The organism is Lonepinella sp. MS14436 (assembly GCF_042470565.1).
In the GTDB taxonomy this organism is placed as follows: domain Bacteria; phylum Pseudomonadota; class Gammaproteobacteria; order Enterobacterales; family Pasteurellaceae; genus Lonepinella.
In genome coordinates this window covers 952,418-979,346 of the sequence record NZ_CP170385.1, presented here as the reverse complement: position 1 = coordinate 979,346, position 26,929 = coordinate 952,418, and the positions used below count along the sequence as shown (strand labels likewise).

Sequence of the window (26,929 nt, the reverse complement as noted above, 5' to 3'; positions counted from 1 at the left end):
ATGAAGAAAGATTCATTACTGGGCTTTGTCGGTTCATTGGTGTTTCACTGTGGATTGGGGGGAGTATTATTCTCTCTCGTTGTTAATCAGGATGCGGCGAATAGCCAAGTGGCTGGAGTGTTAGATACCAACATCTCTATGCAAATGATGATGGCAACAACCATTGAAGAACCTGCCCCCGAACCAGAAGTGGAACCACAAAAAGAGCCAGAACCCGAAAAGATAGAAATTGTAGCGGATCCAACCATCAAACCAGAGCCAGAAAAACCCAAAGAGCCTGAGAAGAAAAAAGAAAAACCAAAGGAAAAGCCTAAAGAAAAACCCAAAGAGAAGCCAAAAGAAAAACCAAAAGAACCAGTAAATAAAGTTATTGCTAAACCTGATCCTAATGCCGTAAAAGCAGATGCTGTCAGGGAGGGAAATGCTGCGGTAAATTCGCAAGCGACATCAACCTCCAATAACGTAACAACCAATAACCCAAATTTAGCAGGTAGTGGAACAAGTACGTCAGAAATTAGTGCTTACCAAAGTGCATTAAGACGTGAAATTGAACGCCATAAAAAATATTCACAACGAGCTAAAATGATGCGTAAACAAGGTGTTGTGGTTATTGCGTTTAATCTCGGTGAGAATGGTTCAATTAGTGGTATTCGAGTGGCAAAATCATCTGGTAGCGAAGATTTAGATAATTCTGCCTTACAAGCGGTACAAAGTGCCAGATCTATAGGACCTCGCCCAGCAGGAATGGGAAGTTCGGTAAGCGTACCAGTACAGTTTAAAATTCAATAATGTATGATATAAAAAGCTGAATTCAGGTGTATTGAATTCAGCTTTTTTGTTTTACTAAATATGATAACATACCCCCAATTAAATAAATTATTTTATGGATGTTGAACCATGTTCAAGAAAATACAAAACGTCATCAATAAACCTTTCCGCCTTGGCATCAATAAGTCGAATCAAGTGCGGTTAAAAAATAGCAATTTTTCGGTTATCTCTAGTAATTGCAACGGTGCCTTAATTTTACACGATCTTCATCAGCCATTTAATTCACCTTTCGTCAATCTTTATTTGGAACCCGATGATTTTATTCGTTATTTGAGCAATATTGAATACTATAAAAATCAGGAATTAACCATTGTAAAGAGTGATAAAAATTATCCTGTCGGACAATTAGCCGATCTTCGGATTTACTTTGTGCATTATCATTCCGAGCAACAAGCTAAACAAAAATGGCAAGAACGCACTAAACGGATAAATATGGATAATCTTTTTATTATCATGACCGACCGTGATGGTTGTACTTACCAACATTTACAACAATTTGAGGCATTGCCTTTTGTGCATAAAGTGGTATTTACTCATAAACCTTATCCAGAATTAAAATCCGCATTTTATATCAAAGGATTTGAACAACAAGATCAAGTGGGTGATTTGTTTGATTATTCAGGTTTATTGGGTAAAAAATATTATGATCAGTTTGATTATATAGGCTGGTTTAATCAAAAATAAAGTGCATATCAGCACTCTTTTTGCTACAACTCTCGTCTTCCTAAGAATGAGTGAGTTAATGTAGTGCCATCTACCATTTCCAGTTCACCGCCGACTGGAATACCATGAGCGATACGGCTCGCTTTAATACCCTGTTGTTGGCAAATTTCAGCAATATAATTGGCTGTTGCATCTCCCTCAATGGTTGGATTAGTGGCTAAAATCACTTCATTAAATTGTTCTGATTGCAACCGTTGTTGTAGCAAATCTAACCCGATCTCTCTAGGACCAATACCATCTAAAGGGGATAAATGCCCCATTAATACAAAGTAGCGTCCTGAAAATTGCCCTGTTTGTTCAATAGCTTGGATATCTGCTGGCATTTCCACTACACAAAGCAAACCCGAATTCTGACGACGTGGATTATCGCAAATATTACAAATTTCTTCTTCAGTGAATGTACGACAATAGGAACAATGCCCAATTTTTGACATGGCATCAGTTAACGCCCGAGCCAAATTCATGCCTCCACTACGATCACGTTGTAACAAATGGTATGCCATACGTTGAGCAGATTTTGGTCCAACCCCAGGTAAACAACGTAAATGTTCCACCAAATTTTCTAATAGCGGACTACTTTGCATAAAAATTCCTTAAAAATAAACCGCACTTTTGTTTGACAAAAAAGTGCGGTGATAACCTTTGAATTTTTAGAATGGCATTTTAAAGCCAGCAGGTAAGTTCATACCTGCGGTTAATCCTGCCATTTTCTCTTTTTGCAATTCTTCTGCACGGCGAACCGCATCATTGAAAGCCGCAGCAACTAAATCTTCCAGCATTTCTTTGTCATCTTCCATTAAACTTGGATCAATTTCAATACGACGACAATTATGCGCTCCATTTACAGTAATTTTGACTAAACCAGCACCAGATTCTCCAGTCACTTCAAGTTGAGCCACTTCTTCTTGCATTTTTTGCATACGTTCTTGCATTTGTTGAGCTTGTTTCATCAAGCCACCAATTCCGCCTTTTCCGAACATTCTGATTATTCCTTAATTTATAAAAAAGTGTGCGTATTTTATCTGATCAGCTCGTATTCTACAAGAGAACACTCAGAATTAGACTCTGTTATCATACATAGCGATGCTTAAAAATTCATCAAAGAATGTTGGGAACGTTTTTGCCGTACATTTTGGTTCTAAAATCGTTACCTCTGTATTAGACAAAGCAATTAACGCAAAACACATCGCCATACGGTGATCATTGTAAGTTGCAATTTCAGCATGCTTGAATTGACTTAATTCAAGAGGTTGAATACGAATAAAGTCCTCCCCCTCTTCTACACTTGCGCCAACCTTTCTCAGCTCCGTTGCCATTGCGGTTAAACGGTCGGTTTCTTTCACTCGCCAATTATAAATATTACGAATACAGGTTTCCCCTTTAACAAAAAGTGCGGTGGTGGCAATCGTCATCGCTGCATCAGGAATATGGTTCATATCCATATCAATGCCAACTAAGTCGCCTTGTTCCGCCTGAATGAAGTCATCTCCCCAAGTAATTTTAGCCCCCATTTTTTCTAATACATCTGCAAATAAACGGTCGCCTTGAATACTGTTTTTACCTACGCCAGTCACTTTTACTTTGCCTTTAATCGCACCTGCGGCTAAGAAATAGGAAGCTGAAGAAGCGTCCCCCTCCACTAAAAAATGTTGTGGAGATTGATATTGCTGATTGCCTTTTACGATAAAGCGTTGATAATGTTGATTTTCCACTTCCACACCAAAAATCTTCATCATATTTAGGGTAATATCAATATAAGGCTTAGATACTAAATCACCGATAATTTCAATTTCAGTATCTGCGGTAGCAAGAGGAACTGCCATTAAAAGTGCGGTTAAAAATTGAGAAGAAACCGAACCATCAATTTTCACTTTTCCACCATGTAACCCATTATTACGAATGACCACAGGTGGATAGCCGTCTTGTTCCAAATATTGCACTTCTGCCCCAGCTTGCAATAAGGCATCTACTAAATGTTTGATCGGTCGTTCTTTCATTCGTGGTTCACCTGTGAGAACAATTTCACTTGGTATCGCATTTGGATTAGCTAGACAAAGGGCTGCAGTTAGAGGTCGCATGGCTGTTCCCGCATTACCTAAAAATAGGGCTAAACCACTTTGCCATTGAAATGCTCCACCCAATCCTTGTACTTCACAAACAGATTTGTCTTCTGATAAGTGATAGTTCACGCCGAGTTGCTTCAACGCATTTAACATATAACGAACATCATCGCTATCTAATAAATTAGTAACCTTGGTAGTTCCTTTGGCAAGTGCAGCCAATAATAAGGCACGGTTGGATAGGCTTTTGGAACCCGGTAAATTAATCGTGCCTTCAATACGAGAAATTGGGTTTAGGGTGATTTTTTCCATTTTGTTTCCTCCCTGCACTAACATACAGGGTTAAATAAAGTAACGATGCTCCGCATCTTCTCATTTCATTTTCAGCCACAACGTGGCGTAACCATGCTTAAGTTAGTACGGAGTAATTTGTAAAACTTTCTCAAGTGCGGTGAAAAACCGTTGATTTTCTTCGGGCAAACCAATACTAATGCGTAAATGATTTGGCATACCATAACCAGCGATTGGACGAACAATCACCCCCTCATGCAATAAGGCTTGATAAATTGGTGCCGCAGGTTGTTTAAAATCAATGGTGATAAAATTACCTTTAGACGGAATATATTGCAAACCATGCTGTTGACAAAAAGATTCATAGCGTTGCATTTCTGAACGGTTATTTTGTGCGACTTTTTGTACAAACGCATCATCTTTTAATACCGCAATAGCGGCTACTTGAGCCAGACTATTTACGTTGAACGGTTGTCGAACACGATTGAAAAGATCGGCGATTTCAGGATTAGATACTGCATAACCAATGCGTAAACCAGCTAATCCATAGGCTTTTGATAAAGTGCGAGAAACCACTAAATTCGGGTATTTTTTCAGCAAAGCAAAGGAATCAATCCGCTCATTTTCGGCTGTGAATTCGGTATAAGCCTCATCTAACACGACAATAATGCGTTCTGGCACTTGACTTAAAAAACGATCAATCTCATTTTCTGTCAAAAAATTTCCCGTTGGATTATTTGGATTAGCAATATAAATTAATTTGGTTTTATCATTAATTGCCGACAAAAAACCGTCTAAATCATGTCCCCAGTGTTTGGCTGGAATTTCACGAGCGACCGCATTAATCGCTTTGGTAATCAAAGGATAAACAATGAAAGCATATTGCGAATAAATAATTTCATCTTGTTCACTGGCAAAGGTGTGAGCGACTAATTCAATGAAATCATTCGAGCCATTGGCTAAGGTGATTTGTTCTGCCTCAACAGAAAATTTTTCTGCGATCGTTTTTTTCAATGCAAACCCATTACTATCGGGATAACGAGTAAGCTCATCAAGCTGATCCATAATCGCTCTTTTGGCACTTTCAGGAAAACCAAAAGGATTTTCATTAGAAGCGAGTTTAATAATATTAGCAATACCCAACTCTCGTTCAAGTTCTTCAATCGGTTTGCCTGCTTGGTAAGGCGACAGGGATTGTACCCCTTGGTTAGCTAAAGATAAAAATTTCATAAAAATTGACCGCACTTTAGGTTAAGTAAATTGGGCGAATGCTCGCCCTAATAGATAAATTAAATGTTAAGCGTTTTCTTGTGCAAATTTCTGCATAAACGCAATTAAGGCTTGCACCCCCTCAATCGGCATTGCATTGTAAATAGATGCACGCATGCCACCTAATACTTTATGCCCTTTTAAGGCTTGTAATCCTGCTTTAGTGGCTTCTGCGACAAATTTCGCATTCAGCTCATCATTATCGGTGGTAAAGGTTACATTCATAATAGAACGATTTTCTTCCGCCACATAATTATGATAAAAACTATTATTATTCAAGTAATTATATAATAATTCTGCTTTGGCACGATTGCGTTGTTCGGCAGCATCTAAACCGCCCGTGGCTAACAAATGTTTAAACACCAAACCACAGAGATACCAAGCAAAGGTTGGTGGCGTATTAATCATTGAATCGGACTTGGCTTGTACTGCATAATTCCAAATAGACGGTGTTTCCTTACGAGCATTACCAATTAAATCTTCACGCACAATGACCAGTGTAATACCAGACGGTCCCATATTTTTTTGAGCTCCTGCGTAAATCACGCCAAATTTACTAATGTCAATTTGACGAGATAAAATATCTGATGACATATCCGCCACTAACACTGCATTACCCACATTGGGAACATCAAAAATTTCCACACCACTAATGGTTTCATTGGTGCAGTAATGTACATAGTCATATTGTTCGGAAATATCACTAAAATCCAAGCGTTCCACTCGTAAAGTGCGGTCAGAATTTAAGATATTTATTTCATCTACATGAGTAAAACTAGCAGCCTCTTTGGCAGCCACAGATGACCAATGTCCATCCACCAAATAAAGGGCTTTCCCCTTATTATTGGCTAAATTCATCGGTATTGCAGCAAATTGTCCCCTTGCTCCGCCTTGTAAAAACAATACTTTATAAGTATCTGGAATATGGAACAATTCACGTAAATCTTTTTCGCACTGTACAATCATTTCCATAAAATATTTACCACGATGACTGATTTCCATCACCGAAGTGCCTTGCTCTTGCCAATTTAATAACTCTGCTTGTGCTTGTTGCAAAACCGCTTTTGGCATCATGGCAGGACCAGCACTAAAATTGAATACTTGTGTCATGAATACTTCCTATTTTGTCATATTAGAATTGTGTTATTTTTACCACCACAACCGCCTATAGGCAATGAATTTTTCAAGGAATTACCAGAAAAAATTGATCTTAGCCATAAATTTTGCATTAACACTTTGACGAAACTGACGAAAAAGGATAAATTAGATTATCCTTTTTAATATAGTGAGTGCTAATTATGGAAAACGTCAACAAACAATCCTTTCAAGAAGTTTTAGAATATGTTCGTTTATATCGTCGTCGTAATAAATTATTACGTGAAATTGGTGATAACGACCGTAAAATTCGTGATAATAAAAAACGTTTATTATTACTTGATAATTTAAACGATTATATTCGTGATGATATGAGTATTGCCGATTTACGTGCAATTATTGAAAATATGCGTGATGACTATGAAGGTCGTGTTGATGATTATATGATCAAAAATGCCGATCTTTCTAAACAACGCCGTGAAATCAAAGCTCAAATGAAAGATCGGAACAAAGCTCATGCTGAATTATTGAAAAATGAAAAATAATTCGCTGATATTTTAGAGTTAATTTAGAAAATCTGTTTCTCATCTTAATGCTTGAGAAACAGATTTTTATTATTTGGCTTATTTAGCTAACATTTCATCGACAAACTGCGGAACTAATTCACCTGCTTTTCCTACTCTCACATCGACAAAATGCGAACGAATCTGACTGGGTTCTAAATTGATTTCAATAGTCTTACATTGAGGGCTGACTTCCTGCACAAAACCTGCGGCAGGATAAACATTGCCCGATGTACCAATGGAAACAAAATAATCACATTCATTTAAAGCCTGATAAATCCGTTCCATTTGTAACGGCATTTCGCCAAACCACACAATATGCGGACGCAAACGGCGTGGTGGTTGGCAACAGGTACAACGATCCTGTTCGGTAATATCCTTTGTCCAGTCGTAAATTTTCCCCGACCAATTACACCGCACTTTTAATAATTCGCCGTGCATGTGAATCAGATTTTTTGTGCCTGCACGTTCGTGCAAGTTATCCACATTTTGTGTTACCACTAACACATTATCACCGAATTTCTGTTCTAATTTAGCCAAGGCAAGATGAGCCGCATTGGGCTGAATGTCAGGGTTAAATAGCTGACGGCGGCGTTGATTATAAAACCGTTGCACCAATTCTGGATTACGCTCAAAGCCTTCGGGGGTAGCAACATCTTCAATACGATGTTCTTCCCACAAGCCATCACTGGCACGAAATGTGCGAATACCTGATTCGGCGGAAATGCCCGCCCCCGTTAGGATAACGATTTTAGGTTGTTTCATTTTCTTTCCTTATGGCTTTGTTTATAGTGAATAAATTATGCAGTCAATAACTCAGGTAAACGATACACCGCATACACAAAAATCACCAAAATCACCGCTAAAATGCCTTTTTCAGCACCCGTTAAAGTGATTTTGCCGTGGAATTTTCGGTTGGAATACAGGAATAATAGAATCCCTGGCACATACAGCACTACAGACAATAACAAATATTCCAAGCCTGCTGCATAGACGATCCATAGCCCGTAAACTGATGCCATAAAGCCTGTGAGTTTAATATACCAAGCGGCGTTAGTTTGTATGGCGAGTTTGAACAAATAGGCTCCAATTAAGAAATACGGAATTAAAATCATGGACGTGGAAATCATCAGCAAATTATTATAGCTTTGCTCAAAAACTAACACTAACACCAAGCAAAACTGCACCACAAAACCCGTAAACCAGAGCGAGTTAATCGGTGTGCCGTTTTGGTTGAGTTTGTCTAGAATTTTTGGAAATGCCCCATTTTTTGCACCGCAGTAAGGCACCTCGGCGGAGTACATTGTCCAGCTGATATAAGAGGCTAACACCGACACAATCAAACAAGCGGTGATAATCATCTTTCCTATCGAACCCATCATGGCATCAAGTAATGGACCCATAGACGGATTTGCCATATTGGCGATGGCTTCACGGGGTAAAATACCTAAGGACAAAATCGTGATCGCCACATAAAGAATTAACGCAATCACAATCCCTAACACAGTAGCCAAGCCCACATCGGAACGTTTTTTGGCGTGAGCTGACAACACCGCTGCTCCTTCTACGCCTGTGAACACCCAAAGGGTGATTAACATCGTGTCTTTCACTTGGTCGCTCACCGTGTTATTAAGTGCGGTGGCTTTTACGTCCGTATTAAATAAATCCGCATCAAAATACCACAAGCCTAAGGCAATAAATAAAATTAACGGAGCGACTTTCACAAAGGTTGCCACCAGATTGACCGCTGCCGCTTCTTTCACACCTCCTGCAATTAAGGCGTGAACGAGCCACACGATAATTGATGAACCAATAAAGGCGGCAATGGTATTGCCTTGTCCGAAAATCACGGTGGTTTCGCTATCCGTAAATACACCTAAGCCTTCAAATGCCACGGTTAAATAGCCTACTATTCCAATGGTTGCACAGAGCCAATAACCCCACGCCGACATAAAGCCCAGCAAGTTACCAAAGCCTTCACGGGCGTAGGTGTAAATACCGCCGTCTAATTCAGGACGAAGACGGGAGATAAAAAAGAATGACAGCCCGAGAAAAATAATCCCTATCCCCGTAATCAGCCAGCCAATGGAAATCGCTTCCGCCCCAGCCACGGCTGCCATATTTTGCGGAAGACTAAAAATCCCCGAGCCAATCATAGAGCTTAGTACCAACGCCGTCAGCGACACCAAGCCGATTTTTTTGTTTGACATAATTGCTTTCCTTTTAGGTTAAATTAGGGTCTGTTGACCTTTTAGTTAAGGCTGTTTTTGATAGCCCTCATAATAATAAGATTGTTCAATGCCTTTGAAGATAATTTCACGGTTATCCACATCATCCGTTAAATTGGTTTGCAATAAATAACGCAGTTCCAAATCATTCACAGGGCTACGTTCCATTGCTTGCAAATACAAGGTTTTATCTACATTTTGCCAATTGATCACTTTGCCCAAATTTTTCCGCAAGATCAAATCCAACCAAATTCTTGTACTGCGTCCATTGCCTTCCATAAACGGATGAGCAATATTCATTTCCACATATTTTTCAATGATTTGCTCAAAAGTGCTTTCAGGCATTTGCTCAATTTTTGCCAACACTTCTTTTAAATAAAGCACATTGGCAAACCGAAAATAGCCTTTGGAAATATTATATTGACGAATTTCCCCAGCAAAATCATACAGCCCGTTGAATAAGGCTTTGTGAATTTGTTGCAAGCCTTTGACTGTGCCAACTTCAAATTGATAGACGTCGCCCGTTTCAAAAATTCGGTAGGCATTTTCGAGGCTTTGTTGATCGATAGGTTTCATTGCATTTCCTTTTTATACTGCCAAAATACGGCAATTACATAAATCAACGCTGTCAAATTCGGTTAATTCGCCAGCTTGTTTATGCGGAATTGGGAACAGACGCACGGTCAATGGTTTGTTTAAACGAAATGCCATGGTTCCCGTATCTCGCATTAACGCCGCAATTTGTTCAGCCGTCACATCGCCAGCCACAGGCACGGTGTCTAAACCAATTCCGCAGACGGAACTATAAGTGAGCAATGCTCGAATATCAAATTGCTGTTTTTGTGTGCCGTCAGCTAGCCCTAAATCTTCCGTAACCGCCAGCATTAAGCCCGAAAAGCCCACTAACGGCACATTTTGCACTGACTTAAATACTCGAGTTAATAAGGAAGAGGCTTCCACGGTGCCTGCTGCCCCAAAATACGGCACGCCCATTAATTCATAAACTTCCGTCATTGATGCACAATTTTTAGACGGAGCGGCGGAGCTATCCATACCCGCAAAATAGAAATGGAGAGAATCTTGTACGGAATTGACCGCACTTAAGACTTCATCAACGTGATATTGCAGGGCTTGCGACATTGCTTCATAACATTGTTGGAAGAACGCATTGTGATGCGTTGGGGATAATGCTTTTAACACGGCGACTAACAAATCAGGCGTTTCTAGCCCAATCACAAAACTGTTCGGCAACTGGCTGGAATGATAACTAGCTGGAAAATAAGGAATAAACGGTTTGCAGTTAAAATTCACGGTAAAATTGAAATTACCTTCGCCTCGGGGCGTGATGTCGGCAATGCGTTTGACCACTTGAGCGGATTGCAAAATAAGATCGTTGTTTAAAATACCGTTTTGATCTAATCCCACGTTGACACAGGCATTGCATAAATCGCCATAATCCGCAATGAGTTCAGGTAACAAGGCAATTTCTTCTACAGTTTTGGCTTCACCAATGGCAAAACGGATCCGCAATCCACTGTCATTAAGCTGTAATAACAGCTCTTTCAAATAAGCTAAATCTTGTTTTGCCGTGGCTAAACTGGTGAGATCCAAATATTCGCCAAAGCTATTGGTGACAATACGAATAGATTGTACGGTATAGCCTTGTTGTTGAATGGCTGGCACGAGAATATCAAATTCCGCTTTGGCTTGCTTTAACGCATTGAGCCACTGGCTTTTATCCTTGGTTAGGGTTAAAAAAAGCGTCACGGCACGGACACGACAAAGGGCTTTGTTTTGATAGATTGGCATATTATTTCCCCTTTAAATTCTTGGCTAACACGTTAATATATTCCACCCCAATGCCACAGCAACCGCCAATAATGCTCGCCCCTTGAGCCGTCCATTTTTTTGCCCATTGCAAATAGGCTGGCGGATCGAGATCTTTGCGGACTTCATCTAGTCCGTCATTGGCGGTGGCATCTTCGGGTTGCGGTGCAAAGGCGTTGGCATAGGCTCCAGTTTTAATATGAAGTACGGTGTGTTTTTCTAGGGTTTTTCGGGTAACGATTAACGCCTGTTCAATCACTTCGGGTTGGCAACAATTAAACAAAATCGCCTGTACGCCAATTTCGATCATTTTTTCCACCGCACTTTGCACGCTTTCGCCTGAACGTAGTTGCGGTTCGGTGGTGGGTTTGTCATCGGTTAAGGTGAATGACACCCACAGCGGACGTTCATCTTTTGGCAAGAGTTTTTGCACGGAAACAGGCTCAATAATCGCACTTTGAGTTTCACATAGCCAGATATCCACATAAGGGGACAGCCCATCAATGATCGGTTGAGCAATTTCCGCAAAGCGATTAGGTTGGATTAAATCTGCCCGATACGAGCCGAACATTGGGGGGAGCGATCCTGCAATTTTAGTGGTCAAAACACCTGAATTTTGCACCGCATTTTGTGCCAGTCGTCCAGCCCGTTCAGCAAGCATTTTGCCATTGGCGTGAAAACGTTGTTCGCCAATATGAAACGGTACCACGGCATAGCTGTTGGTGGTGATCACTTCCGCCCCTGCCTTGATAAATTCTTCATGCACCTGTTGCACAGCGGACGGCTTTTCAATTAACGATAACGCTGACCATTCGGGTTGGCGGAATGGTGCGTTTAATCGCATAAGTTCACGGCTCATACCGCCGTCTAAAATGGTGATAGTCATCATATTTCCTTAAATTTTGTTAAATCCAACGTCTTACCTTTTGTTGGTATTGTAAAAAATCTTGCCCGAATTTTTGTTTTAATATACGTTCTTCGGGTTGAATTTGAAAGCGATTTAAATAAGCAATAAAGCCAATAATTACTAAAAAGCCTAAGGCTTGTTGTTGCCAAAAAGTAAAAGCGAGTAGAAAGCAAACTAAACTTAAATACATAGGATTACGGCTAAATCGGTAAATCCCGTAAGTAATGAGATGAACACTTTGCTCAGGGCGATGTGGGTTAATTGTAGTTTTATGTTGATAAAATGGATACAAGCTCGCTATAGCAATAATAATACCTGTAAAAATAAAGAGATAACTCAACCAATTAGCTAAAGGCAACGCTATTTTAGGTAGCATGTAGATGAATGCGACTGCCAATAAAAATAAAATAGGTGGGGGAAGTTTAAGTTCCATAAATATTGTTAAATAGGGCGTATGCAATACTACGCCCTTGCAAGGTTACACATTAAATCTAAAGTGCATGACATCACCGTCTTGCACGATATACTCTTTTCCTTCCAAACGCCATTTGCCTGCTTCTTTTGCCCCATTTTCGCCTTTGAATTGGATAAAATCATCATAGGCGATTACTTCGGCACGAATAAAGCCTTTTTCAAAGTCGGTGTGAATTACGGCGGCGGCTTTCGGTGCGGTTGCACCCACAGAAACCGTCCATGCACGTACTTCTTTCACGCCTGCGGTGAAATAGGTTTGTAAATTTAACAACGCATAACCTGCACGAATGACACGGTTTAAACCAGGTTCTTCAATGCCTAAGTCTTGTAAAAATTCGACTTTTTCATCATCTTCTAATTCAGCGATTTCTGCTTCAATCGCCGCACACACAGGCACAACAATCGCCCCCTCTTTTTCCGCAATGGCACGCACTTGATCTAAATACGGGTTATTTTCAAAACCATCTTCATTCACATTGGCAATGTACATTGTCGGTTTTAAGGTTAAAAAATTATAGCCTTTAATCGCAAAAAGTTCGTCTTTATCTAAATTAACTTCACGAATCATGCCTGCATTTTCTAACACAGGCAGGATTTTTTCCATAATGGATAATTCAAATTTAGCCTCTTTATCGCCGCCTTTGGCTCGTTTTTGCAAGCGTTGGATCGCCCGTTCGCAACTGTCTAAATCCGCTAACGCCAATTCGGTATTGATAATCTCAATATCGTCCGCTGGGTTGATTTTGCCTGCTACGTGAACAATATCATCGTTCTCAAAACAACGTACCACGTGTCCGATAGCATCGGTTTCACGAATATTGGCTAAAAATTTGTTGCCTAAGCCTTCGCCTTTGCTTGCCCCTGCCACTAAGCCTGCAATATCCACAAATTCCATTGTGGTTGGTAACACCCGTTCAGGTTTGACAATCTCTGCCAACGCATCTAAGCGTGGATCGGGCATTGGCACCACACCTGTGTTTGGTTCAATGGTACAAAACGGATAGTTTGCTGCTTCAATACCTGCTTTGGTTAATGCGTTGAAAAGGGTTGATTTTCCGACATTGGGTAAACCCACGATACCACATTTAAATCCCATTTTTTATTCCTTACTCTACTTTAAAACTGTTTAATCGGTTAGTGGCTTTTACCACACCGTCTTTGAATAATACGTCCACACAACGACTGGCTTCGTCAATGGCGGCGTTGATTTTTTCCTGATCTTTTGGAGCAGCTTTGCTTAATACATAACCTGCCACCAATTCTTTACTGCCTGGGTGATCAATGCCAATGCGAATCCGATAGAAATTTTTGTTATTACCTAATACGGCAATAATATCTTTCAGCCCGTTATGCCCCCCATGTCCGCCGCCTTGCTTGATTTTCGCCACGCCACAAGGCAAATCTAGCTCATCGTGTGCCACGAGAATTTCTTCAGGTTGAATGCGAAAAAAATTCGCCAACGCCCCCACCGCTTTACCGCTTAAATTCATAAAGGTGGTGGGAATTAGCAACCATACATCACCAAGTGCGGTGGAAATCTTGGCAGTTTTACCAAAATATTTGTTGTCGTCTTTCAGGCTGACATTATATGAACGGGCAATTTCATTGACCAGCCATTCCCCAGCGTTATGACGAGTTCCCTCATATTTTGCCCCAGGATTGCCTAATCCGACAATTAATTTGATTTCAGACATAGATGATTCCGTTAGTCAAAAATAAGGGGATATTATAGCGGAAAATTTGCGTTTTTACACGGTATTCTATTTGCCTTGATAAAAGGCATAACCTGATACAATGAAAGCCCTTAAAATCAACATTTTTAAGGGCTTTCATACTATGTTAAATCTAAAACCTTGGTATCACTTAAATTAAGGACGAACCCCCAAGATATGACAAATCGCATAGGTCAATTCACTACGATTTAAGGTATAAAAATGGAAATCATTCACGCCCTCTCTGGATAACACTCGTACCATATCAATAGCAACACTTGATGCGACTAAATTACGGGTAGTTTGATCCTCATCTAAACCCTCATACATCTTAGCCAACCAACTTGGAATTTTCACATTCGTTACGCTCGACATTTTCTGTAACTGCTTGAAATTCGTCACAGGCAAAATACCTGGCACAATTTCTGCATCAATACCGATGGACGCACAACGATCACGAAAACGCAAATAGCTTTCCACATCAAAGAAAAATTGCGTAATTACATGATTCGCCCCTGCATCAATTTTGCGTTTTAAATTAATCAAGTCTGCTTGAGCGGATTTGGCTTCAGGATGAACCTCGGGATAAGCCGCCACGGAAATATCAAAATCTGCGACATCACGCAATAATGTCACCAAATCTGACGCATAAAATGGCTTTTTGGCATAACCTTTCGGCTCATCGCCACGCAATGCCACAATACGGCGAATACCACTATTCCAGTAGTCTTTAGCAATTTGGCGGAGTTGTTCAGGGGTGGCATCAATCCCCGTTAAATGGGGAGCCGCTTCTAAACCTGTTTGTTGTTTAATACTTTTAACAATACTATGAGTGCGATCACGCTCACCAGAATTTGCCCCATAAGTTACTGATACAAATTTCGGTTTTAAGGTCTTTAAACGGTGAATAGATGCCCACAGGGTTTCTTCCATTTTTTCGGTTTTCGGTGGAAAAAATTCGAATGAAACGTTAATTTTTCCGTCTAAATCTGCAATATGTTGGTTTAGTGTATCAATTTCTTTGGCGTAACTCATATATTCACTCCATATTATCTGAATTCAATTAAGGTATTGAGTTAAGGATAAATTAAAGCAATCATAATTATGCGTCAATTTCAAAAAATTCACATTTTTTATGAATCTAATTCATATAAGCTATATTTGTAGTCATCTGGTAAATTCGCTATACTTTTACCTAATTATCCGTACCTCTTGGAAAAATAATGAGCAAAAAAGTTAAATTCTTATTACGTTTATCGGCTGTCGCTTTAGTGGTTGGCGTAGCGACACAATTTTATACGAACTACCAAATCGATCAGACCATTAGCAAATTTCCTTATCAATTAAAGGATCAATTTAATATCACTATTACAGAAAAAAATAGCGATTTTTTTACTCGTGATCTCATTTTTAGCATGGAGCGAAATGGTAATAAAACGGATTTTATGCACACAAAATTAACCGCACTTCCGTTAATGATTAGTGCAGAATCGGAATTTAATACCAATTTAATTAAGAAACTAAATGAACAACTTAATATCACCATTGATAAAAATACCATTACCAGTCAATTTTCAGTCTTTAGTGATAGTTTAAGTTCTCGTGTTGTGACCGAATTTCGTGATAGTACAAATCAATCGCAAACTTTAGAAAGCGAATTGTCTTACGATATTCAATCCAAATCTATTGAATTACAAACTGAACTTTCCGCTTTTAACTACGATAAACTATTAAAAATCACTGACCTGAAAGGTAACTTTTTATTAACCACGGTTGGGGATAATTTATATGATTTAATTAAAGCAGATTTTAAAACCAAGAAAATTGATGTGAACTTACTCGATGGTGACGGCACACATATCGGTTTAGTTAAAGGACATTATATTCTGGATAAAAAAATCAATGATCAAGGATATGATTTAAATCAGCACATTAATCAACAAGGGATTTATCTGTCGAATAAAAATACTAAATCCGATCAAGATAAAACCAGAGCAGAAAATGTTGAGCTGACGTTAAAGCGACAAGGCATTCCATCTCATGTTACTTTTCCTGAGCAATTAAAACAATTACAAGCAGAGCAATTTAATTTAACTTCAATGATCACACAATTTATTGATTTTGTATTTAATAATCAAAAAATTGAGTCCACACTTTCAGTGAACCGTTTTATTTATCCTAAGAATGAAATAAACCTGATTGATGCCCAGAATACACAAATTGTTTTTTCATCAAATCATCAAGATAAACTGAATGCAGAACAAACGATTAATCTAAAAGCAAAAAATATTCTGTTTAATCAAGATGATGAATTGTCATTTACTGGCATTTCTGCCGAAAATAAACTTTCACATTTAAATTTAGAAAATCATTTAGCTTTTTTAATCAAATATTTACCGAAAAGTTTACAAACTAAGGATTTACCTCAAAAAGATACGCCAAACTTCTTAGCCGATTTAGATAAACTCGCTGAAAATTTCCAAACGCAATTAGAAAGTGCGGTGAAAATTGAGAAAGTTTCAATGAAAAATCAAGGGACAGCAGAAAATCTTAAATGGAACTATACTGCTCAACCGCTGAAAGATATTTTTGATACAAAAAATAATATTTCGTTGAATAAATTAACCTTAACTGAACAACAAATGCAATTTAGTCAGTTAAAATTAGATTTCCCATTGGAACAACTATCACCAAACAAAGCATTCTACCAAACCTATTTTTGTAAGTTATACCGTGGTATCTGTGCAACTAATTTAACTAGTGATAATTATATTAAAATAACATTGGAACAATATTTAGCTACGCCCGTTAATATTCCCAAAGCAACATTCATAGCCAATATTGACACTTATCCAAGTGCCAGCAAATCTTTACCCGTAAATGCAAATTTAACGGCGACATTACCGCAAGGTTATGCAGATGGAATGAATAATATCAAGCAAAATAATATTCAACTAAACGTTACTATTGCTGAAGACATAGTTAAAATGGAAAAACCACCAACACCATTTTGGCACTCTATTGTTACTGTGCTACAAGATTTGTTTAAACTTGAAGACGGGCAATATCATCTTGATTTCAAAGCCGATAATGGCAATATGTTAATTAATGGAATGCCTTTTGATTCTGAACAACAAAATTCTGAACCACAAGATGAATTAAACATAGAAAAAGAGTAACAAATAAGGAAACGGATTCCGTTTCCTTATTTGCTTTATTCTGTCAATTTTTCTAACCCAAAATGACGATAAGTATGGTTAGTGGCAATTCGCCCCCGTGGTGTGCGTTGTAAAAATCCTTGTTGGATCAAATAAGGTTCTAGCACATCTTCAATAGTATCTCGCTCTTCCCCTATGGCTGCTGCAATATTATCTAACCCCACTGGTCCTCCGTCAAAACGTTCAATAATTGATGTTAAGAATTTGCGATCTAAATAATCAAAACCAGCCTGATCAATATCTAACATAGACAATGCCGCATTGGCAATTTCTGCGGAAATCACACCGCGGTTTTTCACATCTGCATAATCACGTACACGGCGTAATAATCGGTTGGCAATACGTGGTGTACCACGAGAACGGCGAGCAATTTCAATGGCAGCAGCTTCAGATAATTCTAAATTTAAACAGTTGGCACTGCGAGAAACAATGAACGTTAAATCTTCCACCGAATAAAATTCTAGGCGTTGTACAATACCAAAACGATCACGTAACGGTGAAGTCAGTGAACCTGCCCTTGTGGTTGCTCCGATTAAAGTAAATGGTGGCAGATCGAGTTTAATCGAGCGAGCGGCTGGACCTTCACCAATCATAATATCCAGTTGATAATCTTCCATCGCAGGATAAAGCACTTCTTCAATAGCTGGCGAAAGACGATGAATTTCATCAATAAATAGCACATCATGAGGTTCAAGATTGGTCAGCATAGCCGCAAGATCCCCTGCTTTTTCTAACACAGGACCTGAAGTCGTGCGAATATTCACCCCCATTTCATTTGCCACAATATTGGCTAAGGTGGTTTTACCCAATCCAGGGGGACCGAAAACCAGTAAATGATCCAAGGCATCTTGACGTAATTTCGCTGCTTGAATAAAAATCTCCATTTGCGACCGCACTTGTGGTTGCCCCACATAATCCGCCAATAATTTAGGGCGAATGGCACGATCAACTATTTCATCATCTAATTTTGCTGTAGCACTAATAATGCGATCTGCTTCAATCATCATCTATCTCACTTATAAAGCTGCTTTTAAGGCTTCTCGAATTAGTTGTTCAGAAGACAGATCTTGTTTTGCCACTTTCTTCACCATTTTCTCCGCATCCATCGGTTTATAACCTAAAGCAATCAAGGCTGAAACTGCATCATCTGTAGCTACATTTTCCGTTGCAGATATCCGTTCAACCGCTGGCAAATGGTTACTTTTCACAAAGAAATCCCCTTGCCCCACACCTTTGAATTTGCCTTTTAATTCGACCAACAACCGCTCCGCCGTTTTCTTACCCACACCTGGAATTTTCACTAACTTAGATAATTCTTCGTGTTCAATCGCATAAGCAAATTCCGATACTGACATGGCGGACAAAATCGCTAAGGCTAATTTAGGACCTACCCCATTGGTTTTGATTAACTCACGGAATAAACTGCGATCTTGTTTATGGGAAAATCCAAACAGTAAATGTGCATCTTCTCGTACCACCAAATGGGTAAATAAAGTACAGTCTTGCTCAATTTCAGGTAGATTATAAAAACTTGTCATAGGTAATAACAATTCATAGCCCACACCTTGTACATCAAGCAAAATTTCAGGCGGGTGTTTTTCGATAAGTTTACCTTGTAAGCGACCGATCATAGCGTTAAATTATCCTTGCAAAAATTTTTGCTTACTATAACCAAAGACTGAACAAAAATCCAGTTAAATTTTTAAGCGAAAACGCCCACGGCTATAACGAGTGCGTAAAAGTGCGGTGTATTTTTCTCGAGTTTCCGTTGGAGTTGCCGTGTGAGAAACCTGCAAACTATGTTGAATGGTATGAGCATGGGTAATGGCAATCGCTAAGGCATCTGCTGCATCAGCTTGGGGTTTATCAGAGAGTTTAAGAATACGAGTAACCATATCTTGTACTTGTATTTTATCCGCCGAGCCAATACCTGTTACTGTTTGTTTCACCAAACGAGCAGCATATTCAAACACGGGTAAATCACTATTCACCGCGGCTACAATGGCTGTGCCACGTGCTTGTCCGAGTTTTAAAGCGGAACTTGGGTTTTTGGCTAAAAATACTTCTTCAATAGCAAACATATCAGGCTGAAATTGCGTGATAATTTCCGTTACACCAGCATAAATCCGCTTTAAACGTGTTGACATATCTTCTACTTGGGTACGAATAGCACCGCTGCCGAGATATTCTAATGTACGTCCTGTTTGACGAATAACCCCATAACCAGTCACTCTTGAGCCAGGGTCTATTCCTAAAATGATTGCCATGTTGCCCTACAATTCTACAAAATAAAATGGGTGGAGTTCTATCTCCACCCAATCATCATAACTGATTTTAATTATTTATTTAATCGTTTTGTCGCTGTTTTATTAACATTACAAAGTTTTGCTAAAATTTGATCGGATTCAGCACCTTTTTTCACTAAATGAATGGCATCAACACCATTAAAATTATCTAAGGTTAAACCCGTATCTACATTCCATTCGTATTTATCAGAAACAAATGAAACGGTGTCTTTGCTATTATCATCACGAGCTAATGATACTTTTAATGCTTTTTGACCTTTACCTAAACGAACACTAACCGCTCGCGGATCGTTATTTTCAAAAGCATAGGTTGCTGTTACTACTTTGCCTGACTGACAACGATAAACCACCGATTTATTTACAGTTGGCACTTTTTGTACTTTTACTTGTGCGGTACCGTCAATATTTTTTGCCATTTCAGTTGCTTGTGCATCTGCTGTATTCATAGCTTGCTCCATTACTTGAGCTTCTCTTTCAACTTGAGCGGCAGCCATTTCTTGCTCAGTAGGGGCTGAAGAACAAGCAGCCAATACTACTGTGGCACAGATTGCAGGAATAAATTTGACTAATTTCATAGAATCTCCTTAATAAAAAATAAAAGTAAGGTCTTGTTCAAAAAGACATTTTTATCCTAGCATAACAAAACCTATAATACAAATTATATTAAAGTAGGGCTGCCACTTCATCACTGATTTCACCGTTGTGATAGACGTTTTGCACGTCATCACAATCTTCCAGCATATCAATTAAACGTAATAGTTTTGGTGCATTTTCTGCATCAAGATCAACGCTGGTTGATGGGATCATTGTCACTTCGGCACTCTCAATTTTGAAACCCGCTTTTTCAATCGCTTCACGCACATTACTTAAATCTTCCCATGCAGTATAGATTTCAAATGAACCGTCATCTTGCGGCTGAATATCGTCTGCTCCCGCTTCGATTGCCGCTTCGGTCAAAGCATCTTCATCGGCTTCAAGAATTAAAATTAAACCTTTTTTACTGAATAAATAACCGACTGAACCCTCAGTCCCTAAGTTACCGCCACATTTAGTAAAACTCGGGCGAACCTGTGAAATGGTGCGGTTGGCGTTGTCACTCAAACATTCTACCATCACCGCCGTGCCGCCTGGTCCGTAACCTTCGTAAACACGGGTTTCCATATTGGTATCATCACCACCGCCCACACCACGCTCGATAGCACGGTTAATGGTATCACGGGTCATATTGCTGGAAAGTGCTTTATCCACTGCCGCACGCAAACGTGGATTAGTGCCGACATCACCACCGCCAATTTTTGCAGCGGTGACTAATTCACGGATTAATTTAGTAAACACTTTACCGCGTTGTGCATCTTGTGCGGCTTTGCGGTGTTTGATGTTAGCCCACTTACTGTGTCCTGCCATGTTGTTTTTCCTTTCTCTTTTTTGTTTAATTTTAAATTTGGTTTATTTATTACTTTTTTCTTCGCCAATGTTCTTGTTACTTTTTTGCTTCGCCAAAAAAGTAACCAAAAAAGGCGACCCTGCTTTGCCTTGTTTCCTAAAAATCCATTAATTTGTTTAACGGGAAATGGCTGAACTCGCTTCGCTCAAACAGTACAAGTTTTCCTACAAATTAATACATTTTTAGGCGGCAAAGAAGGGGAAACCTTTCTTTGCGTTGTGAAAGTGCGGTGTAAAATTTGAGATTTTTTTGACCGCACTTTTTATTCGTTAAAGTACCCTGCATATCCCATTGGGATATGTTCGGGGATAGCTTTGTTTATATTTACTTGATTAAATATTTTTCTATTGCCTGCCGATTATTAGGTGATTTGGTTAATTCAGTGGCTTGTTTTGGGTTTATCCATTGATAAGCAAGATGTTCCGTTAATTGGGGAACTCGCTCATCTGGCAGAGCCAACAAAAACCAATGCTCTTTGCAATGGGTTACATTCGGGGCATATTTATACCGAAAATGCGGGAAAATTTCAAATGTTATCCATTCGTTGCAATCAAAAAGAGCTAAATTTTCTGCTTTTATGTCAATGCCTGTTTCTTCTAACACTTCCCGAATTGCCGTTTGTTCGGGCGTTTCGTCTTTGGCTAAAGATCCTGTTACTGATTGCCAAAAATCGGGATCGTCTTGGCGTTGGAGCATTAGGACATTGCCTGTATTTTCGGTGTAGATGACTACTAAAATAGAGTTAGGATTTTTGTAGTTCATATTTAGCAAAAACTAAAACCCTGCTTTTCGCCAAACATTAACATAAGCCCAATAATTATCCCAACCGAATCTTGTCCATTCAAGTGAAGATGTTCCACGAGTACGTTCATAGCCATAAAAAGGCAAAATAGTATTGATTTGAATTTTGTTATTCACTTTACAATTATTAAGTTTCTGAGCATCGTGGTGAACCGCAAAAACATCTATTTCAGCGGTATCGGTACACATTGTAGGCACTGTTTTAACAAAATGATCTACAGTTTTTACACCAGCCGTACCAATACCGATCACTTTAATTTGGGTCTTTTTGTTATTCTCAGCTTCTGGGACAAACATTTTGATTTTCTCCGTATAAAAAGGGCGTACGCCATACGCCCTGACAAAATTTACTCTGCTTTCACCACACTCACAGCCAATTCCGCCAACGCTTGCGGATTCGCAAAACTCGGGGCATCCGTCATCAAGCAAGCTGCCGCCGTAGTTTTCGGGAATGCAATCACATCACGGATATTTTCTGTACCCGTCAACAACATAGTTAAACGGTCTAAACCGAACGCCAAGCCTGCGTGTGGTGGAGTGCCGAATTTTAAGGCATCGAGTAAGAAACCGAATTTTTCACGTTGATCCTGTTCGTTAATGCCCAAAATACGGAATACGGTTTGTTGCATTTTTGGATCAAAAATACGCACCGAACCGCCGCCCACTTCGTAGCCGTTGATCACCATATCATAAGCGTTTGCTACCGCACTGGTTGGATCGGCTTCAAGCTGTTCTGGGCTGAAATCTTTTGGTGAGGTGAATGGGTGGTGCATGGCGGCAAGATTGCCCTCTTCATCCCGTTCAAACATTGGGAAATCAATCACCCACAGCGGTTGCCATTCGTTTAGGCGAGTTAAACCGAGATCACGACCGAGTTTTAAGCGTAACGCACCCAATGCGTCAGTGGTGGTTTGCCATTTGTCGGCACCAAAGAAAATAATATCGCCTGTTTCGGCTTTGACACGATCTAAAATGGCTTTTAACACTTCTTCCGATAAGAATTTGGCAATCGGGCTTTGCACGCCGTCTAGTCCACCATTTACATCATTGACTTTTAACCACGCCAAGCCTTTCGCACCATAAATGCCGACAAATTGGGTGTATTCGTCAATTTGTTTACGCGTGATGGTTGAGCCGTTTGGTACACGAATAGCGGCTACTCTTCCGCCTTTGTCATTGGCTGGAGTTTTGAATACGCTAAATTCCACATCACGCACAAGGTCAGAAATTGTGACCATTTCTAACGGGTTACGCAAATCGGGTTTGTCTGAACCGAAACGCTCCATCGCTTCCTGCCATGTCATCACAGGGAATTTGCCTAAATCCACGTTGATAGTGTTTAACCATAAACCATGGATTAATTTTTCCATAATCGCACGTACTTCAGGGGCGGTTAAGAAACTGGTTTCCACATCGATTTGGGTAAATTCAGGTTGGCGATCTGCACGCAAATCTTCATCACGGAAACATTTCACAATTTGATAATAACGGTCAAAGCCTGACATCATCAAAAGCTGTTTAAATAATTGCGGTGACTGTGGCAAGGCATAGAATTTGCCTTTATGCACACGGCTTGGCACGAGATAATCCCTTGCCCCTTCTGGGGTCGCTTTGGTCAACATTGGAGTTTCAATATCTAAGAAACCTTGTTCGTCCATAAAACGGCGAACAAAGCTGGTGATTTTAGCACGAGTTTTTAGCCGTTCCGCCATTTCAGGTCGGCGTAAATCTAAATAACGGTATTTTAAGCGTTGTTCTTCGGTGTTATTTTGGTTGAAGTCTAACGGCAATACGTCTGATGCGTTGTAAATAGACAACTCGTGAGCCAAAATTTCCACTTCGCCCGTTGCCATATTTTTATTAACTTGATTATCAGGGCGAGCAATCACTTCGCCTTTGATTTGAATACAAAATTCGTTACGCAGACTGGCGGCTTGCTCTAAGGCTTGCGGATATTTCGGGTCAAAACATACTTGCACAATGCCTTTCACATCACGCATATCAATAAAAATCAATCCACCTAAATCACGGCGTTTATTCACCCAACCGCTTAATGTTACTTGCTGTCCGATATTTTCACGGTTTAATGCACCGCAATAATGAGTTCGCATCATGTTAAAATCCTTTGTTCTGTAAAGTATGAGAAAAAATTGCGTCAATTATAGCGGAAAATGCCTGCGGAGAAAAAGATTATTTAAATCTAATAACACAATAAGATTTAAGCATTAACCGATTAATTTTTATAACCTTAGATCAAAAATTAGTGCATTGCATATTCATTTTTGTTATATTGTGCAACCTTATTTTATGGATTTAACTCAAGTCAAAGGATTGTCATGTTATTTATCAATATTATATTTACAATTATTCTGGCTATTCGTTTTTATAGCCTATCCATTTCCATTCGTAATGAAAAAGCATTGATTGCTCAAGGTGCCATTCAGTATGGCAAAGCCAACTCTAGCTTGCTTTCTGTTGCTCATATTCTATATTATGCTTCGGCAATTATAGAAGCAAATTACCGCCATATAGTATTCAATACTATTTCACTCATCGGCTTAACGATCCTTATCGTTGCCATTGCAATGTTGTTTTACATCATTTACGAATTAAAAGAGATTTGGACGGTTAAAATCTATATTCTGCCAAATCATAAAATCAATAGGTCATTTTTGTTCAAATATATCCGCCACCCAAATTATTTCTTAAATATTATTCCAGAATTAGTCGGATTAGCTTTATTTTGTCAGGCATCTGTTACTGCCCTTATCGGTTTACCAATTTATCTTATTATTTTAGCGATACGCATTAAACAAGAAGAAAATGCCATGGCACATCTGCTAAAAAAATAACAATTTATTTGTAGTAGGGTAAAACTTCTTCTAAAATAACCGCACTTTTTTGGTTAAACGTAGCAATTATATGAATAAAGATACGATTTTTTCGACCCCTATTGAAAAACTGGGCGATTTTACCTTTGATGAAAACGTAGCGGAAGTGTTTCCTGATATGATTCAACGCTCCGTGCCAGGTTATTCCAATATCATCACGGCAATCGGCATGTTGGCAAATCGTTTTGTCACCGCCAATAGCCACGTTTACGATCTCGGTTGTTCACGTGGTGCCGCTACCCTTTCTGCTCGGCGGAATATCCAACAACCGAATGTCAAAATTATCGGTGTCGATAATTCACAACCGATGGTGGAACGTTGTCGTCAGCATATCAATGCGTATCATAGTGATGTACCCGTAGAAATTTTATGCGATGATATTCGCCATGTAAAAATTGAAAATGCGTCTATGGTAATTTTAAATTTCACTTTGCAATTTTTACCTCCAGAAGATCGCCAAATCTTGTTAGAAAAAATTTATCAAGGCTTAAATCCAAACGGCGTATTAGTGCTATCGGAAAAATTCCGTTTTGAAGACAAGAAAATTGACGATTTACTGATCGATCTACACCATCAATTTAAACGAGCCAACGGCTACAGTGAACTGGAAGTCAGCCAAAAACGTACCGCACTTGAAAATGTCATGCGTCCAGACAGTATAAATACACATAAAGTGCGGTTAAAAAATATCGGATTTTCCCATGTTGAAGTGTGGTTTCAATGCTTTAATTTTGGATCGATGGTAGCGGTGAAGTGACCCGCACTCTCGTACGGGGCTAAGCATAATCACACGCCACTCCGTGGCTAATACCAGATAAGATGCGGAGCATCATCACAATACTAATCCTGTACGTCAGTGCAGGGACTACCCCGCACTCTCGTATGGGGTTAAGCACATCACGCCACTCCGTGGCTAACGTTAGATAAGATGCGGAGCATCGTCACAATCGTAGCCCTGTACGTCAGTGCAGGGCAAACAAAAACGCCGAACAATAAATTATTCGGCGTTTTTGTTATTTATCGGCATTGACTATTCGTCAAATGAACCTTTTTTTTCTAAGTTGGTAACTACTTTGACACTAAGCCAAATGGCAAATAATACACCGATTACCCAAATTGCATATACCATAGTATTCTCCTTCTTAGTATGCTGTCGTTTTGTTTTCTTCGATGTATTTAGCATCGATTCGACCAAACATTTTGTAGTATGACCAAATTGTATAAGACAAGGCAATTACTACAAATACTAATGCACAGAACAACATTATTTGTAAAGTTAATTGACTTGAAGTTGCATCCCACATTAATAAGCTCATATCAGGGTGTGTAATTGATGGCATAACAAATGGGAACATTGATACGCCACAGGTTACAATAATACCCAACATGGTTAATGATGAGAAGAAGAATGCAAAACCTGAACGGTTAGCTTTAGAGGCTGCGATATTTAATAACGCACCAATCACTGCTAAGACAGGGAAAATATATAACAACGGAATGTCGTTATAATTTTTGAACCATGCACCCGTTTCAAGTGTTACCGTTTTACCTAATGGTGAAGATACAGCATTATGATCAACAACGCTAGTGACTACAAAGCCATCTTTAAATAATAACCATACACCAGCAAGAGCGAATGTCACTAAGGTTGTAAATGCACCTACTTGTGAAATAGTTCTGGCACGATTACGTAATTCTGCCGTAGTTTTCATTTGTAACCAAGCAGCACCTTGTGTTGTTAGCATAGATAAGCTAATTAAACCACAAAGTAACGCAAACGGATTTAATAATTCAAAGAATGAACCAGTGTATTTGATTTGCATAATATCGTTGAATTCAAATGGTACACCTTGTAATAAGTTACCAAATGCCACACCGAATATTAATGACGGCACAAAACCACCAATGAATAAACCAATATCCCATGCTTTACGCCAAGTTACGTCCTCAATTTTAGCGCGATATTCCAAACCTACTGGACGGAAAAATAATGCGGCTAAAACTAAGATCATGGCAATATAAAAGCCAGAGAAAGATACCGCGTAAACAATAGGCCATGCGGCAAACATTGCACCGCCAGCGGTTAATAGCCATACTTGGTTACCGTCCCAGTGTGGCGCAATGGTGTTAAGCATGACACGTTTTTCAACTTCTTTCTTACCTGCAAAAGGTAATAAAGTTAATACGCCCATATCGAAACCGTCTGTTACACAGAAACCGATTAACAAGACAAGAACTAGAATCCACCAAATAAAGCGTAGAATTTCATAATCAATCATTGTCTAACTCCTA

29 protein-coding genes are annotated in these 26,929 nt (G+C 39.3%); 6 read left to right on the top strand and 23 right to left on the bottom strand.

The window, feature by feature from the left end; all coding sequences use genetic code 11:
- Both O1Q81_RS04755 and O1Q81_RS04750 read left to right on the top strand, forming a co-directional pair.
- The gene (locus O1Q81_RS04755) at positions 1-789 is read left to right on the top strand and encodes a cell envelope integrity protein TolA (RefSeq protein ID WP_386689966.1); all 789 of its coding nucleotides are present in this window, start codon (positions 1-3) and stop codon (positions 787-789) included.
- A gap of 108 nt (positions 790-897) precedes the next feature.
- Positions 898-1,512 (top strand): DUF1919 domain-containing protein, encoded by a 615-nt coding sequence (locus O1Q81_RS04750; protein ID WP_386698492.1) that lies wholly within the window; start codon positions 898-900, stop codon positions 1,510-1,512.
- Positions 1,513-1,535: 23 nt separating this feature from the next.
- Here O1Q81_RS04750 and recR read toward each other — a convergent pair whose 3' ends face one another.
- The 5 genes from recR to serC form a co-directional block, all read right to left on the bottom strand.
- Positions 1,536-2,135: a recombination mediator RecR gene (recR, locus tag O1Q81_RS04745; RefSeq protein ID WP_386689961.1), complete on the bottom strand. Its 600-nt coding sequence runs from the start codon at positions 2,133-2,135 to the stop codon at positions 1,536-1,538.
- 66 nt (positions 2,136-2,201) lie between these two features.
- Complete coding sequence (locus tag O1Q81_RS04740) at positions 2,202-2,531, bottom strand: YbaB/EbfC family nucleoid-associated protein (protein WP_386689958.1); 330 nt, start codon at positions 2,529-2,531, stop codon at positions 2,202-2,204.
- Positions 2,532-2,609: 78 nt separating this feature from the next.
- Entirely contained in the window at positions 2,610-3,923 is a 1,314-nt protein-coding gene (gene aroA, locus O1Q81_RS04735; RefSeq protein ID WP_386698490.1) for a 3-phosphoshikimate 1-carboxyvinyltransferase, read from the bottom strand.
- Between the two features lie 102 nt (positions 3,924-4,025).
- Positions 4,026-5,132: a histidinol-phosphate transaminase gene (gene hisC, locus O1Q81_RS04730; RefSeq protein ID WP_386698488.1), complete on the bottom strand. Its 1,107-nt coding sequence runs from the start codon at positions 5,130-5,132 to the stop codon at positions 4,026-4,028.
- 66 nt (positions 5,133-5,198) lie between these two features.
- Positions 5,199-6,281 (bottom strand): 3-phosphoserine/phosphohydroxythreonine transaminase, encoded by a 1,083-nt coding sequence (gene serC, locus O1Q81_RS04725; RefSeq protein WP_386698486.1) that lies wholly within the window; start codon positions 6,279-6,281, stop codon positions 5,199-5,201.
- A gap of 188 nt (positions 6,282-6,469) precedes the next feature.
- On the opposite strand from serC, the gene O1Q81_RS04720 reads away from it, so the two are divergent.
- Positions 6,470-6,811: a DUF496 family protein gene (locus O1Q81_RS04720; RefSeq protein WP_386689949.1), complete on the top strand. Its 342-nt coding sequence runs from the start codon at positions 6,470-6,472 to the stop codon at positions 6,809-6,811.
- Between the two features lie 78 nt (positions 6,812-6,889).
- Here the strand turns inward: O1Q81_RS04720 and cobB are convergent, their stop codons facing one another.
- From cobB to metF, 9 genes are all read right to left on the bottom strand, one after another.
- Positions 6,890-7,594 carry a Sir2 family NAD+-dependent deacetylase gene (cobB, locus tag O1Q81_RS04715; RefSeq protein WP_386698485.1) on the bottom strand — a complete coding sequence of 235 codons (705 nt, stop codon included), beginning with the start codon at positions 7,592-7,594 and terminating at the stop codon, positions 6,890-6,892.
- A gap of 35 nt (positions 7,595-7,629) precedes the next feature.
- On the bottom strand, positions 7,630-9,039 hold the full coding sequence (locus O1Q81_RS04710; protein WP_386698483.1) for a basic amino acid/polyamine antiporter: 1,410 nt from the start codon (positions 9,037-9,039) through the stop codon (positions 7,630-7,632).
- Positions 9,040-9,084: 45 nt separating this feature from the next.
- Positions 9,085-9,633, bottom strand: a complete 549-nt coding sequence (gene fic, locus O1Q81_RS04705) for a protein adenylyltransferase Fic (protein WP_386698482.1) — start codon at positions 9,631-9,633, stop codon at positions 9,085-9,087.
- A gap of 12 nt (positions 9,634-9,645) precedes the next feature.
- On the bottom strand, positions 9,646-10,866 hold the full coding sequence (locus O1Q81_RS04700) for a DUF711 family protein (RefSeq protein ID WP_386698481.1): 1,221 nt from the start codon (positions 10,864-10,866) through the stop codon (positions 9,646-9,648).
- 1 nt (position 10,867) lies between these two features.
- Positions 10,868-11,770 carry a homocysteine S-methyltransferase family protein gene (locus tag O1Q81_RS04695; RefSeq protein WP_386698613.1) on the bottom strand — a complete coding sequence of 301 codons (903 nt, stop codon included), beginning with the start codon at positions 11,768-11,770 and terminating at the stop codon, positions 10,868-10,870.
- 19 nt (positions 11,771-11,789) lie between these two features.
- Complete coding sequence (locus tag O1Q81_RS04690) at positions 11,790-12,224, bottom strand: methyltransferase family protein (protein ID WP_386696038.1); 435 nt, start codon at positions 12,222-12,224, stop codon at positions 11,790-11,792.
- A gap of 45 nt (positions 12,225-12,269) precedes the next feature.
- A complete protein-coding gene (gene ychF, locus O1Q81_RS04685; RefSeq protein ID WP_386698480.1) occupies positions 12,270-13,361 on the bottom strand; it encodes a redox-regulated ATPase YchF in 1,092 nt (363 codons plus the stop codon).
- A 10-nt stretch (positions 13,362-13,371) separates the two neighbouring features.
- Positions 13,372-13,959 carry an aminoacyl-tRNA hydrolase gene (pth, locus tag O1Q81_RS04680; protein WP_386698479.1) on the bottom strand — a complete coding sequence of 196 codons (588 nt, stop codon included), beginning with the start codon at positions 13,957-13,959 and terminating at the stop codon, positions 13,372-13,374.
- A gap of 174 nt (positions 13,960-14,133) precedes the next feature.
- Positions 14,134-15,012, bottom strand: coding sequence for a methylenetetrahydrofolate reductase (gene metF, locus O1Q81_RS04675; RefSeq protein ID WP_386692674.1), 879 nt, complete (start codon positions 15,010-15,012; stop codon positions 14,134-14,136).
- 188 nt (positions 15,013-15,200) lie between these two features.
- On the opposite strand from metF, the gene O1Q81_RS04670 reads away from it, so the two are divergent.
- Positions 15,201-17,156 carry a hypothetical protein gene (locus O1Q81_RS04670; protein ID WP_386698476.1) on the top strand — a complete coding sequence of 652 codons (1,956 nt, stop codon included), beginning with the start codon at positions 15,201-15,203 and terminating at the stop codon, positions 17,154-17,156.
- Between the two features lie 35 nt (positions 17,157-17,191).
- On the opposite strand, the gene ruvB is transcribed toward O1Q81_RS04670, so the two are convergent.
- The 8 genes from ruvB to aspS all read right to left on the bottom strand — a co-directional run bounded on the left by ruvB (position 17,192) and on the right by aspS (position 23,860).
- On the bottom strand, positions 17,192-18,199 hold the full coding sequence (gene ruvB, locus O1Q81_RS04665; RefSeq protein WP_386693323.1) for a Holliday junction branch migration DNA helicase RuvB: 1,008 nt from the start codon (positions 18,197-18,199) through the stop codon (positions 17,192-17,194).
- A gap of 12 nt (positions 18,200-18,211) precedes the next feature.
- Complete coding sequence (gene ruvA, locus O1Q81_RS04660; protein ID WP_386689922.1) at positions 18,212-18,826, bottom strand: Holliday junction branch migration protein RuvA; 615 nt, start codon at positions 18,824-18,826, stop codon at positions 18,212-18,214.
- A 63-nt stretch (positions 18,827-18,889) separates the two neighbouring features.
- A complete protein-coding gene (ruvC, locus tag O1Q81_RS04655) occupies positions 18,890-19,462 on the bottom strand; it encodes a crossover junction endodeoxyribonuclease RuvC (protein ID WP_386698474.1) in 573 nt (190 codons plus the stop codon).
- Positions 19,463-19,533: 71 nt separating this feature from the next.
- Positions 19,534-20,076: a hypothetical protein gene (locus O1Q81_RS04650; protein WP_386698472.1), complete on the bottom strand. Its 543-nt coding sequence runs from the start codon at positions 20,074-20,076 to the stop codon at positions 19,534-19,536.
- 88 nt (positions 20,077-20,164) lie between these two features.
- Complete coding sequence (locus O1Q81_RS04645; RefSeq protein WP_386698471.1) at positions 20,165-20,905, bottom strand: YebC/PmpR family DNA-binding transcriptional regulator; 741 nt, start codon at positions 20,903-20,905, stop codon at positions 20,165-20,167.
- Between the two features lie 364 nt (positions 20,906-21,269).
- A complete protein-coding gene (gene nudB, locus O1Q81_RS04640) occupies positions 21,270-21,707 on the bottom strand; it encodes a dihydroneopterin triphosphate diphosphatase (RefSeq protein WP_386698469.1) in 438 nt (145 codons plus the stop codon).
- A gap of 12 nt (positions 21,708-21,719) precedes the next feature.
- Positions 21,720-22,043: a hypothetical protein gene (locus O1Q81_RS04635; RefSeq protein WP_386698468.1), complete on the bottom strand. Its 324-nt coding sequence runs from the start codon at positions 22,041-22,043 to the stop codon at positions 21,720-21,722.
- A 50-nt stretch (positions 22,044-22,093) separates the two neighbouring features.
- Positions 22,094-23,860, bottom strand: coding sequence for an aspartate--tRNA ligase (gene aspS / locus O1Q81_RS04630; protein ID WP_386698466.1), 1,767 nt, complete (start codon positions 23,858-23,860; stop codon positions 22,094-22,096).
- Positions 23,861-24,082: 222 nt separating this feature from the next.
- Here aspS and O1Q81_RS04625 point away from each other — a divergent pair, with 222 nt between their 5' ends.
- Positions 24,083-24,598, top strand: coding sequence for an isoprenylcysteine carboxyl methyltransferase family protein (locus O1Q81_RS04625; RefSeq protein WP_386689906.1), 516 nt, complete (start codon positions 24,083-24,085; stop codon positions 24,596-24,598).
- Positions 24,599-24,668: 70 nt separating this feature from the next.
- The gene (gene cmoA, locus O1Q81_RS04620) at positions 24,669-25,394 is read left to right on the top strand and encodes a carboxy-S-adenosyl-L-methionine synthase CmoA (RefSeq protein ID WP_386696022.1); all 726 of its coding nucleotides are present in this window, start codon (positions 24,669-24,671) and stop codon (positions 25,392-25,394) included.
- A gap of 385 nt (positions 25,395-25,779) precedes the next feature.
- On the opposite strand, the gene cydB is transcribed toward cmoA, so the two are convergent.
- Positions 25,780-26,916, bottom strand: coding sequence for a cytochrome d ubiquinol oxidase subunit II (cydB, locus tag O1Q81_RS04615; RefSeq protein WP_386689902.1), 1,137 nt, complete (start codon positions 26,914-26,916; stop codon positions 25,780-25,782).
- Between the last annotated feature and the right edge of the window lie 13 nt (positions 26,917-26,929).